Origin of the sequence: Streptomyces recifensis (assembly GCF_002154615.1) — a bacterium.
Classification (GTDB): Bacteria; Actinomycetota; Actinomycetes; order Streptomycetales; family Streptomycetaceae; genus Streptomyces; species Streptomyces griseoluteus.
The window spans coordinates 1-11411 of the sequence record NZ_MUNH01000069.1; the positions used below are offsets into that span (position 1 = coordinate 1).

General features: G+C 72.7%; 10 protein-coding genes and 2 pseudogenes. 7 read left to right on the forward strand and 5 right to left on the reverse strand.

What is annotated here, in order from left to right; genetic code table 11:
* From CCN33_RS04565 to CCN33_RS04575, 3 genes are all read left to right on the forward strand, one after another.
* Window positions 1–1362: M1 family metallopeptidase (locus CCN33_RS04565; protein ID WP_244173657.1), on the forward strand; the 1362-nt coding region annotated here is incomplete at its 5' end.
* A gap of 197 nt (window positions 1363–1559) precedes the next feature.
* Entirely contained in the window at window positions 1560–3533 is a 1974-nt protein-coding gene (locus CCN33_RS04570) for an N-acetylmuramoyl-L-alanine amidase (RefSeq protein WP_086691358.1), read from the forward strand.
* A gap of 171 nt (window positions 3534–3704) precedes the next feature.
* The gene (locus CCN33_RS04575; RefSeq protein WP_244173659.1) at window positions 3705–4043 is read left to right on the forward strand and encodes a DUF779 domain-containing protein; all 339 of its coding nucleotides are present in this window, start codon (window positions 3705–3707) and stop codon (window positions 4041–4043) included.
* 10 nt (window positions 4044–4053) lie between these two features.
* Here CCN33_RS04575 and CCN33_RS04580 read toward each other — a convergent pair whose 3' ends face one another.
* The 4 genes from CCN33_RS04580 to CCN33_RS04595 form a co-directional block, all read right to left on the reverse strand.
* On the reverse strand, window positions 4054–4248 hold the full coding sequence (locus CCN33_RS04580) for a hypothetical protein (protein WP_030809112.1): 195 nt from the start codon (window positions 4246–4248) through the stop codon (window positions 4054–4056).
* A gap of 101 nt (window positions 4249–4349) precedes the next feature.
* Window positions 4350–5441 carry an acyl-CoA dehydrogenase family protein gene (locus tag CCN33_RS04585; RefSeq protein WP_086691362.1) on the reverse strand — a complete coding sequence of 364 codons (1092 nt, stop codon included), beginning with the start codon at window positions 5439–5441 and terminating at the stop codon, window positions 4350–4352.
* Complete coding sequence (locus CCN33_RS04590) at window positions 5438–6619, reverse strand: acyl-CoA dehydrogenase family protein (protein ID WP_086691364.1); 1182 nt, start codon at window positions 6617–6619, stop codon at window positions 5438–5440. The genes CCN33_RS04585 and CCN33_RS04590 overlap by 4 nt, the downstream gene beginning before the upstream one ends.
* A complete protein-coding gene (locus tag CCN33_RS04595) occupies window positions 6616–7587 on the reverse strand; it encodes an NADPH:quinone oxidoreductase family protein (protein WP_086691367.1) in 972 nt (323 codons plus the stop codon). Before CCN33_RS04595 ends, CCN33_RS04590 begins: the two co-directional genes overlap by 4 nt.
* A gap of 125 nt (window positions 7588–7712) precedes the next feature.
* On the opposite strand from CCN33_RS04595, the pseudogene CCN33_RS32780 reads away from it, so the two are divergent.
* Window positions 7713–7811, forward strand: a pseudogene (locus tag CCN33_RS32780) (XRE family transcriptional regulator); the annotation flags it as partial.
* Here the strand turns inward: CCN33_RS32780 and CCN33_RS32785 are convergent.
* Window positions 7804–7956, reverse strand: a pseudogene (locus CCN33_RS32785) (XRE family transcriptional regulator); the annotation flags it as partial. The pseudogenes CCN33_RS32780 and CCN33_RS32785 sit on opposite strands and share 8 nt — an antisense overlap.
* Before the next feature lie 61 nt (window positions 7957–8017).
* Here CCN33_RS32785 and CCN33_RS04605 point away from each other — a divergent pair.
* The 3 genes from CCN33_RS04605 to CCN33_RS04615 all read left to right on the forward strand — a co-directional run.
* Window positions 8018–9556 (forward strand): ATP-dependent DNA ligase, encoded by a 1539-nt coding sequence (locus CCN33_RS04605; RefSeq protein ID WP_086691371.1) that lies wholly within the window; start codon window positions 8018–8020, stop codon window positions 9554–9556.
* Window positions 9553–10026 carry an NUDIX hydrolase gene (locus CCN33_RS04610; protein ID WP_086691373.1) on the forward strand — a complete coding sequence of 158 codons (474 nt, stop codon included), beginning with the start codon at window positions 9553–9555 and terminating at the stop codon, window positions 10024–10026. Before CCN33_RS04605 ends, CCN33_RS04610 begins: the two co-directional genes overlap by 4 nt.
* 75 nt (window positions 10027–10101) lie before the next feature.
* Window positions 10102–11411: NADP-dependent succinic semialdehyde dehydrogenase (locus tag CCN33_RS04615; RefSeq protein ID WP_086691375.1), on the forward strand; the 1310-nt coding region annotated here is incomplete at its 3' end.

Below are 11411 nucleotides of genomic sequence, written 5' to 3' on the forward strand. Positions count from 1 at the left end.
CCCGGCGCCCCCGGCATCGGCGACCCCCTCATGCCGCTGGACGGGAACGGCGGCTACACGGTCCGCCGCTACACCCTGGACTTCGACTGGCAGGCGCCGAGAACCCCCTTCGCCGCAGCCACCACGATCAGGGCCACCGCCACCCAGGCCCTCTCCCGCTTCGACCTCGACTTCGCGGGCAACACCCTGCGCGGCGTCACCGTCGACGGGGCGCCCGCGAAGACGGCGCGCCAGGGCGACGAACTGGTCGTCACCCCGGCGAAGCCGCTCGCGCGGGGCCGATCCTTCAGCGTGAAGGTCACGTACACCGCCGACCCCACCCAGCGGCGCCACCGCACCGACGCGATCCAGGACTACGGCTGGGTGCCGACGGCGGACGGCACCCTGCTGTCGCCGCAGCCGAACGGCGCCCGGATGGTCTTCCCGGCGGACGACCACCCGAGCCTGCGCGCGCCGTTCACCTTCCACGTCACCACCCCGCCGGGCCTGACCGCGGTGGCCAACGGACGGCTCGTCACCCGCGTCCCCCAGCGCGACGGCCGGGTCCGCTGGACGTACGACTCGGAGCATCCGGTGGCCCCGCAGTTGGTCCAGTTGGCCATCGGGAAGTTCGACGTGGTCGACGGCACCGGACCGCGCGGGCTCCCGCTGCGGGACGTGGTGCCGGCGGGGCTGGTGGCGGAGACGAAGGCGTACCGGGCGCTGACGCCGGACCACCTCGCGTGGCTGGAGCAGCGGCTCGGCCCGTACCCGTTCCGGCGCTACGGGGTGCTGGTGGGCGACACCGAGCTGCCGGTGGCGCTGGAGACGCAGTCCCTCTCGGTGGTGCCGAGCGCGGACCTGCTGGGGGACAAGGTCGCCGCCGAACGCAATCTCGTCCACGAGCTGACGCACCACTGGACCGGGGACAGCGTGGCGATCCGCCGCTGGTCGGATCTGTGGCTGAGTGAGGGTCACGCCCGGTTCTACGAGCTGCTGTACGCCGACTCGCGGGGCGGCCCGAGCCTGGAGGACATGATGCGCTCGGCCTACGAGCAGCACGACCAGTGGCGGCACGACGACGGCGCCCCCGCCGAGCCGCACGAGGAGGGCCTGTTCCGGCAGATGCGGTACGACGGCTCGGCGCTCGTGCTGTACGCCCTGCGGGAGAAGGTCGGCGCGGAGACCTTCGAGCGCGTCGAGAAGGCGTGGGTGACGACGTATCGGGGACGGGTGGCCGGGAGCCGGGACTTCGTCGGGCTGGCCTCCAAGGTGGCCGGCGAGGACCTGACGGGCTTTCTGACCCCGTGGCTGTACGGGTCGCACACCCCGCCCATGCCGGGCCGACCGGACTGGCGGGTGGACCCGGTAGAGGAGGGGTGATGGGCCGCCCCCACCCGGCGGGGTCGGCTGCCGCCGACCGGGTGGCCTGAGCACGGGGGCTCGTCCACGCCAGTGACGCTCGGCGCGACGCCGCGTGCGAGGCAAGGAAACGTGAGCGGGGTGACATGCGGGGCGCGCCCTGGTTCGCGCCCTGGCCGCATGTTCCGGCCGCGCCGAACCTCGTTGGAGCCACCCGTATGAGAAAACGCGTTGCCCCCCGCCTGTCCAGTGCCGTGCGCGGGCATCGGCGGATCGTCTGCGTGACCGCCGCGTCGGCGGCGCTCCTGGTGCCCTTGCTGATCGACCGCGTGGACGACTCCGGCGGTTACGACGACCAACGCCTCCAGGACGACTACACCGCCGCGGCGAAGGAGTTCCACGTCCCCCGCAGCGTCCTGATGGGCGTGTCCTACCTCCAGTCCCGGTGGGACTCCCATCAGGGCGCGCCCAGCGTCATCGGCGGCTACGGGCCGATGCACCTGGTGGACTCCGCCGGGCCGCCGGCCGCCACCCCACCGCACCATGTGACGCCCCACCCCAAAGTGCGCAAGGCCAGCCCGTCCCCGGCGCAGAAGGCCGCCGAGGAGGCTCAGCGCTCGGCCGACCTGCGGCGGGCGGCCGATCTGGTCGGTCTCCCGATGGAGCGGCTGCGCACCGACGACGCCGCCAACGTGCGCGGCGGCGCTGCCCTCCTCGCGGCGGCGCAGAAGCAGCTCGGCAAGCCGCTCAGCACCGACCCCGCCGACTGGTGGGACGCGGTCTCGCGCTTCCCGGGCTCCAATGACGCGGGCTCCGCGGCGGCCTACGCCAACGATGTCTTCGACATCATCCGCAAAGGCGCGAACCGTGTCACGGACGCGGGTCAGCATGTCGTCCTGGCCGCGAGCCCCCGGGTGCGCCCGAACGCCGGGGCGGCGGGCGCGGCCCGCTCGAAGAACGTGGAGTGCCCGGCGGACCTGTCGTGTTCCTGGCTGAGCGCGCCGTACGTCCGGATCGACGAGGAGGCGTACGGCAACCACGACCTGGCCGACCGGCCCAAGGACCAGCGGATCGAGTACATCGTCATCCATGACACCGAGGCGCCGATGGCCTCGATGCTGCTGACCGTCCAGGACCCGACGGAGGCGTCCTGGCACTACTCGATCCGGTCCAGCGACGGCAGTGTCACCCAGCACGTCAAGACAAAGGACGCGGCCTGGCACTCGGGCAGCCAGTTCGTGAACGGCCGCTCGATCGGCATCGAGCACGAGGGTTTCCTGCGCCAGCCGGACGCCTGGTACACGGAGCAGATGTACCGTTCCTCCGCCCGGCTGGTGAAGTACCTGACGAAGAAGTACGACATCCCGTTGGACCGTCAGCACATCTTCGGCCACGACAACGTGCCGGCGCCGACCGAGGCCACCATCCCGGACATGCACGACGACCCGGGTCCGTTCTGGGACTGGCGGCACTACTTCGACCTGCTGGGCGCGCCGCTGAAGGCGACGGCGGGGCCGGACAGCGACACGGTGATGATCCTTCCGGAGTACGCCAAGCACAGGCCGGTGTTCACCGGATGCGTGGAGAGCGGCGAGAGGTGCGCGCCGCACGGTTCCAGCGCGGTCCGGCTGCACACCGAGCCGAACGAGGACTCCGGACTGATCCAGGACCCGGGCCGCAAGCCGGACGGCGACGACACCACGGTGGACGTCAACGACCTGGGGTCGCGGGTGTCGGCGGGCCAGACGTTCGCGGTGGCCGGACGGCAGGGTGACTGGACGGCGATCTGGTTCCAGGGCCACAAGGCGTGGTTCAGGAACCCGAAGAACCAGCCGACCGCCGTGGGCGAGCGGGCCCGGACGGTCACGCCGAAGGAAGGACGCCACGAGATCCCGGTGTTCGGACGGGCGCTCCCCGAGGCGGCGGCGTACCCGGAGGGGATGGACGAGCAGCAGGAGACGCCACTGCCGTACACGATCGAGGAGGGCCAGCGGTACGTGACCCAGTCCGTCGTGCACGGCACCTACGTGGACCGGACCTCCTTCGGCGAGTCCCCGGCGCCGGTGGTGAAGGGGCAGGAGGAGTACTACGAGATCCAGCTCGACCACCGGCTCGCCTATGTGCGGGCGAGCGACGTGGACGTGCAGGAGCCTCCGGCGGCGGCCGGTGCCCCGAAACCGGCCAAGCCGTAGGCCGGGAGCTGACACGCCGCGACGGGGGCCGGACCGGGGAGGTCCGGCCCCGGCCGCTTGCGCGGGTCGTCGCCGACCGCTGGACTGCCTCCCGGTGAGCCCCCAGACTGGGGGTGCCGGACGCTCCGCTCTTCCTGGACGGTGACCGTGGAAACGCAAGAGAGTCAGCGCGTGGAGTTCACGCCCGAGGCGGCCGCACTGGTGCGGAGGCTGCGCGAGCGGCACGGTCCGCTGATGTTCCACCAGTCCGGCGGCTGCTGCGACGGCAGCGCCCCCATGTGCTACCCCGAGGGCGAGTTCCGCACCGGCGCCTCCGACGTCCTCCTCGCCGAACTGACCCTGGACGGCGTCCCTGAACCGGTGGGCTTCTGGATGTCCAAGTCCCAGCACGACCTCTGGAGCCACACCCGCCTCATCGTCGACGTGGTCCCCGGCCGGGGCGGCGGCTTCTCGCTGGAAGCCCCCGAAGGCGTCCGCTTCCTGATCCGCTCCCGCGTGATCGGCACCTGACGGTCCCGCCTCAGGGCCGTAGCCCGCTCACCAGGTCCGCCGTGGCTGTCAGGCCGCTGCTGATGGTGGGGGCCATGCTGGTGCTGGCCAGGTAGAAGCCGAGCAGCATGCAGACCAGGGCGTGGGAGATCTTCAGCGCGCCGTTGCGCATGAAGACCACCGCCAGGATCAGGAGCAGTAGCACCACTGAGATGGAAACGGCCATCGGAACCTCCTCCGCCACGCCCGGTGTGCGGCGTTCGGCCGCAAGTGTGGCGCAGCGGAGGGTTGTTCCGGGGCGCTGACGTGTCCCCCGGAAGGGTGGTGTCAGGGCGCCTGGAGGTCCGCCAGGCCGGCGAGGGCCTCGCGGTGGGCGCCCGCACTGCCGTACGCGAGGGAGTCGGCCTTGGCCCGCTTGAGGTACAGGTGGACGGGGTGCTCCCAGGTCATGCCGAGTCCGCCGTGGAGCTGCAGCGCCTCCTCGGTGGCGCGGACGGCGACGGGAGAGGCGTAGGACTGCGCGACGGCGACGGTCAGGTCGGTGTCGTGGCCGGTGGTGAGGGCGTCGGCCGCGGCGCGGGCTGCCGCGCGGAGGTTGACCACCTCCAGCCAGAGCTGGGCGAGCCGGTGCTTGAGCGCCTGGAATCCGCCGACCGGCCGGTTGAACTGCTTGCGCTCCTTCAGATAGCGCACGGTCTCGGTCAACGCCCAGTCGGCTACGCCCAGTTGCTCGGAGGCCAGCAGTCCCGCGCCGGCCCGCAGCGCACGCCGTACGGCGGGTTCGGCGGAGCCGAGGCGGCGGCCGGGGGCGCCGTCGAGGGTGACGGTGGCGAGCGGGCGGGTGAGGTCGAGCGGGATCTGCGGGGTGCGGGTGACCGCGTCGGCGGCGACCGCGTAGAGATCGCCGTCGTCGGCGGGGACGAGCAGTACGTCGGCCGCGACCGCGTCCGCCACGGAGGCCAACTCGCCGTGCAGTACGCCGTTCTCGACTTGGGCGGTGACGAAGGGGGCGCCGGGCGCGGTGGTCAGGGAGACGGCGAGGGCACCCACCGTGCGGCCGGAGGCGAGTCGCTCCAGCAGCTCGGCGTCGTCACAGGCGAGCAGTGCCTCGGTGGCGACCACGGCGCTGGCGAGGTACGGCACCGGTGCCACGGACCGCCCCAACTCCTCCAGCACGACGGCGACTTCACGGTGCGTGGCGCCCTGGCCGCCCCGCGCCTCGGGGATCAGCAGCCCCGCCAGGCCGATGCCCTCGGTGAGCTGCTTCCACAGGGCGGGGTCGTGCGGGGTGTCCGACTCGGTGCGGGCGATCACCGCGGCGGGCCCGCAGTGATCGGTGAGCAGGTCGCGGACGGCGGCGCGCAGCGCCTCCTCCTCCTCGGAGTAGAGGAGGTCGGGCTCGGCGTTCGGCGTGCTCATCGGGCCAGGTCCTTCCAGGGGACGTCCTTGTCGGTGCGCGGTTCGGCGGGCAGGCCGAGGACACGCTCGGCGACGATGTTCAGCAGGACCTCGCTGGTCCCGCCCTCGATGCTGTTGCCCTTGGAGCGCAGATAGCGGTACCCGGCGTCGCGCCCGGTGAAGTCGACCAGCTCGGGACGGCGCATGGTCCAGTCGTCGTACAGGAGGCCCTCCTCGCCCCGGAGTTCGACCTCCAGGCCGCTGATCTCCTGGTTGAGGCGGGCGAAGGCGAGTTTCATGCCGGAGCCCTCGTAGCCGGGCTGGCCGGCGTTGAGCTGCTGGCGCAGCCGTTCGGCGGTGAGGCGGGACACCTCGGCCTCGACCCAGAGCTTCAGCAGCCGCTGGTGCAGGTCGTGGGTGCGCAGGTCGGGGCGTTCCCGCCAGGTCTTGGCGACCGGGCCGATCATGCCGCCCTCGCGGGGCAGCCGCATGCCGCCGATGGAGACGCGTTCGTTCATCAGCGTGGTCTGGGCGACCCGCCAGCCGTCGCCGACCTCGCCGAGGCGGTGGCGGTCGGGGATGCGGACACCGGTGAGGAAGACCTCGTTGAACTCGGCCTCGCCGGTGATCTGGCGCAGCGGCCGGACCTCCACGCCGGGGTCGGTCATGTCGCAGATGAAGTAGGTGATGCCCGCGTGTTTGGGGGCGTCCGGGTCGGTGCGGGCGATGAGGATGGCCCAGCGGGCCAGATGGGCGCTGGAGGTCCACACCTTCTGCCCGTCGACCACCCAGTCCTCGCCGTCCCGCACGGCACGGGTGCCGAGCGCGGCCAGGTCGGACCCGGCGCCGGGCTCGCTGAACAACTGGCACCACACCTCCTCGCCGGTCCACAGCGGGCGCAGGAAGCGGGCCTTCTGCTCGTCGGTGCCGTAGCGCAGCACGGTCGGCGCGGCCATGCCGAGGCCGATGCCGATGCGGCGCGGGTCGTTGTCGGGGGCGCCGGCCGCGGCCAGCTCCTCGTCCACGACGGCCTGGAGGGAACGCGGTGCCCCGAGTCCGCCGAGGCCCTCCGGGTAGTGCACCCAGGCGAGCCCGGCGTCGAAGCGGGCCCGGAGGAAATCGAGGCGGTCGGTGGTGGCGGGCGGGTACGCGGCCAGCAACTCGGCTGTACGGCGGCGCAGTTCACCGGTGTTGGTCATGCGGTGGCTCCGTTCTGCGGCAGGACGGCGATCCGGCCGGTGGTCACGCCGTCGGCGACCCGCTGCACGGCATCGGCCGCCCCGGCCAGCGGTACGCGCTCGCTGACCAGGGGCTTGATCGCGCCGCGCGCGGCCAGCTCGGTCAGCTCCTCGTGGCAGCGCAGCACCAGCTTGGGGTTCTTGGTGTTGTACAGGCCCCAGTGCAGGCCCAGGATCGAGTAGTTCTTCACCAGGGCGTGGTTGAGCGCGGGACTCGGGATGGAACCGCTGGCGAAGCCGACGACCACGATCCGGCCCTCGAAGGCGACCAGCTTGGCGGACTGCGCGTACGCCTCTCCGCCCACCGGGTCGTAGATCACGTCGGCGCCCTTGCCGCCGGTGGCCTCCTTCACGGCGGCGACCACGTCCTCGGCGCGGCGGTCCACGACCACGTCACAACCCAGTTCGCGGGCGACGGCCGCCTTGTCGGCGCCGCCGACGACACCGATGACCCGCGCCCCGGCGGCCTTGCCGAGCTGGACGGCGGCGCTGCCGACACCGCCCGCGGCGGCGTGCACCAGCAGGGTCTCCCCCGCCTCCAGGTACGCCCGCCGGTGCAGGCCGAACCAGCCGGTCTGGTAGCCGATGTGCAGGGCCGCCGCCTCGGCGTCGTCCAGGGCCTCGGGCGCGGGCAGCAGCGCACGGGCGTCGGCGAGCGCGTACTCGGCGAAACCGCCGTACGGCAGCGCCGGGTTGGCGATGACCCGGCGGCCGTCCTCGGTCTCGCCGCAGATCTCCACGCCCGGCGTGAAGGGCAGCGGGGGCCGGATCTGGTACTGGCCCCGGCAGAGCAGGGCGTCCGGGAAATTGACGTTGGCGGCACGCACGCGCAGCAGCACCTGGCCCTCGCCGGGCGTGGGGCGCTCCACCTCCGCCAGGCGCATCACCTCGCGCGGCTCGCCGTTCTCGTGCACTTGCCATGCCTGCATGCCGGGCCTCCACGGGACTGCGTCGTCTGAACCGGGGTCCTGCGCATACTAAGCGGTCGCTTGCCGATCAGGGAACAGGTGCCGGGAACGGAAACGCTCACCCCTCCCCCGCGGACCGCCGCCCCGCCCAGTTCGACACCCGCGTACCGCATAGGTTCGGGTCGGCGTGGGACGGGCCGGTGGAGTTCGGGCCGCAGGGGGAGCGGATGCCTCTGCGGGCATGAAGGTGCGGCCCTCCCGCTTGACCGGCTCGGTCCGCACGCGCGGGTCACCGACCGGCGGGGCGCCGACCAGCTCGTCCAGCGGCACCCGGTGGGCCTGCGCGATGGGCGGCAGCAGTTCCAGGCCGGCGCGACGCAGGCCGGATTCGGCAAGGTGGTTTGTCAATCCGGCAGGTGTGAGCGGGGCCTTCGCAGAGCACCAATGCTGCATGCTGCTCACTCGGCTCGCGGAGGTGTCGGGTCAGGTCGCCGCTACGGCGTCCCGGACCCGCAAGACGGATCTGCTCGCGGAACTCTTCCGGGACGCGGAGCCCGACGACGTGCCCGTGGTCATCCCCTATCTCGCGGGAAGGCTGCCGCAGGGCCGGATCGGGGTCGGCTGGAAGGTGCTCGGCCGCGAGGTGCCGCCCGCCGCCGGACCCACGCTCACCGTGCGCGGGGTGGACGCCCTGCTGACCGAGCTGGCGGGGGTGTCCGGGACCGGTTCGCAGGCCGAGCGGGCACGGATCGTGGACGAGCTGATGGGCGCGGCCACCGAGGACGAGCAGCGGTTCCTGCGGGGCCTGCTGACCGGCGAGGTCCGCCAGGGCGCCCTGGACGCGCTCGCGGCAGAGGGACTGGCCCGCGCCACGGAGGCCGACCCGGCCACGGTGCGGCGGGCGGTGATGCTGGCCGGTTCGCTGCAGACGGTCGCCCAGGCGCTGCTCGCAAAGGGCCCCGGCGCGCTGGACGAGTTCCGGCTCACGGTGGGGCGCCCGGTGCTGCCGATGCTGGCCCGCAGCGCGTCCTCGGTCGCTGAGGCGGTGGAGAAGCTGGGTGCCTGCGCGGTGGAGGAGAAGCTCGACGGCATCCGCGTGCAGGTGCACCGGGACGGTGACGCGGTGCGCGTCTACACCCGGACGCTGGACGACATCACCGACCGGCTGCCCGAGGTGACCTCGGCGGCGCTGGACCTGCCGGGCGAGCGGTTCGTGCTGGACGGCGAGGTGATCTCCTTCGGACCGGAGGGGCGCCCCCGGTCCTTCCAGGAGACGGCCGGCCGGGTCGGCTCGCGGGTGGACGTGGCCAGAGCGGCCGAGGAGGTCCCGGTCTCCCCCGTCTTCTTCGACGCGCTCTCGGTGGACGGCCGGGACCTGCTGGACCTGCCCTTCGCCGAACGGCACGCGGAGCTGGCCCGGCTGGTGCCGGAGCCGATGCGGGTGCGCCGGGCGCTGGTGGCCGGGCCGGAGGACACCGCCTCGGCGGAGGAGTTCTCGGCCGCGACCCTGGCGCGCGGGCACGAGGGCATCGTGGCCAAGGGGCTCGACGCGCCGTACAGCGCGGGCCGGCGCGGTGCGTCCTGGCTGAAGGTCAAGCCCGTGCACACCCTCGACCTGGTGGTGCTGGCCGCCGAGTGGGGCCACGGCCGCCGCACCGGCAGGCTCTCCAACCTCCACCTGGCCGCCCGCACGGCCGACGGCGGTTACGCGATGCTCGGCAAGACCTTCAAGGGCATGACGGACGTGATGCTCGCCTGGCAGACAGAACGGCTCGGCGAACTCGCGGTGGAGGAGAAGAGCTGGGGCGTGACCGTACGCCCCGAACTCGTCGTGGAGATCGCCTACGACGGGCTCCAGCGCTCCACCCGCTACCCGGCCGGGGTCACCCTGCGGTTCGCGCGGGTGATCCGCTACCGCGAGGACAAGCGTCCCGAGGACGCCGATACGGTGGAGGACCTGCTCGCTGCCCACCCGGAGGTCAAGGCGTGACAGTGCGTGCGACGAGGCGCAGCGCGGGACTGCTTCTGTTCCGCCACACCGACCGAGGGCTGGAGGTGTTGCTCGGCCATATGGGCGGCCCCTTCTGGGCCACCAAGGGCGAGGGGGCCTGGTCGGTGCCCAAGGGCGAGTACGAGGCGGACGAACCCGCCTGGGACGCGGCCCGCCGGGAGTTCCAGGAGGAGACGGGCATCGCCCCGCCGGACGGCCCCGCGCTGCCGCTGGGCGAGATCGCCCAGCGCAACGGCAAGATCGTCACCGCCTGGGCGGTGGAGGCCGACCTCGACCCGGCGACGATCGCGCCCGGCACCTTCACCATGGAGTGGCCGCCCCACTCGGGCCGCGTCCAGGAGTTCCCGGAGCTGGACCGGGTGGCCTGGTTCACCCCCGAGGAGGCCAGGCCGCTGATGGTCCCCGGACAGGGCACGTTTCTGGACCGTCTGGCGGAGCACTCGGGCTGAACAGGGGATCGAAGCGTTGCGGCGCCGCCCGCCGCGCGCGAAGGTCGACGCACACCCCGCACCAGGAGGTCAGCCATGCCCATCGCCACGGTGAACCCGGCCAACGGCGAGACGGTCAAGACGTTCGAACCGATGGACGAAGCCGAGGTGGAGCGCCGGCTCCAGCTCGCCGAGGCCACCTTCCGGACCTACCGGACGACGTCGTTCGCCGAGCGCGCCGAGCATCTGAACCGGGCCGCCGACCTGCTGGAGTCGGACAACGACGAGGTCGCCCGGATCATGACGACCGAGATGGGCAAGCCGCTCGCGCAGGCCCGCGCGGAGGCCGCCAAGTGCGTCAAGGGGATGCGCTGGTACGCCGAGCGGGCCGAGCGCCTGCTGGCCGACGAGGTGCCGGACGAGGCGGACGTGAAGGACTCCGGCGCCTCGCGGGTCCGCGTGGTCTACCGGCCGCTGGGGCCGGTGCTCGCGGTGATGCCGTGGAACTTCCCCCTGTGGCAGGTGATCCGGTTCGCCGCGCCCGCGCTGATGGCGGGCAACGTCGGCCTGCTCAAGCACGCCTCGAACGTGCCGCAGACCGCCCTCTACCTGGAGGACCTGTTCCAGCGGGCCGGGTTCCCGGTCGGCTGTTTCCAGACGCTGCTGATCGGCTCGGCCGCCGTCGACGAGATCCTCCGGGACGAGCGGGTCAAGGCCGCCACCCTCACCGGCAGCGAACCGGCCGGGCGCGCGGTCGCCTCCACGGCCGGCGAGATGATCAAGAAGACCGTGCTGGAGCTGGGCGGCAGCGACCCCTACCTGGTGATGCCCTCCGCCGACCTCGACCGGGCGGCCGAGGTCGCGGTGACCGCACGGGTGCAGAACAACGGGCAGTCCTGCATCGCCGCGAAGCGGTTCATCGTGCACCGGGACGTCTACGACACGTTCCTGGAGAAGTTCGTCGCCGGGATGAAGGACCTGACCGTCGGCGACCCCATGGACGACCACACCGACGTCGGGCCGCTCGCCACCGAGCAGGGCCGGGCGGACGTGGAGGAACTGGTGGACGACGCGCGCCGCAGCGGGGCAGACATCCTGTGCGGGGGCGAGCGCCCCGGTGGCGCCGGCTGGTACTACCCGCCGACCGTGATCGCGGGCGTCGACCGCGAGATGCGCATCCACCGCGAGGAGGCGTTCGGGCCGGTGGCGACCGTGTACCGGGCGGAGGACCTGGAGGACGCGATCCTGATCGCCAACGACTCCCCGTTCGGGCTCAGTTCGAACGTCTGGACGCGGGACGAGGACGAGATGGCGCACTGCGCGCGGGACCTGGAGGCCGGGGGCGTGTTCATCAACGGGATGACCGCTTCGCACCCGGCGCTGCCCTTCGGCGGGGTGAAGCGGTC

What these genes read in the sequence shown, in the direction of transcription:
- CCN33_RS04570 (WP_086691358.1), top strand. Translation starts at nt 1,560, where the DNA reads ATGAGAAAACGCGTTGCCCCCCGCCTGTCCAGTGCCGTGCGCGGGCAT.
- CCN33_RS04580 (WP_030809112.1), bottom strand. Translation starts at nt 4,248, where the DNA reads ATGGCCGTTTCCATCTCAGTGGTGCTACTGCTCCTGATCCTGGCGGTG.
- CCN33_RS04585 (WP_086691362.1), bottom strand. Translation starts at nt 5,441, where the DNA reads ATGAGCACGCCGAACGCCGAGCCCGACCTCCTCTACTCCGAGGAGGAG.
- CCN33_RS04590 (WP_086691364.1), bottom strand. Translation starts at nt 6,619, where the DNA reads ATGACCAACACCGGTGAACTGCGCCGCCGTACAGCCGAGTTGCTGGCC.
- CCN33_RS04595 (WP_086691367.1), bottom strand. Translation starts at nt 7,587, where the DNA reads ATGCAGGCATGGCAAGTGCACGAGAACGGCGAGCCGCGCGAGGTGATG.
- CCN33_RS04605 (WP_086691371.1), top strand. Translation starts at nt 8,018, where the DNA reads ATGCTGCTCACTCGGCTCGCGGAGGTGTCGGGTCAGGTCGCCGCTACG.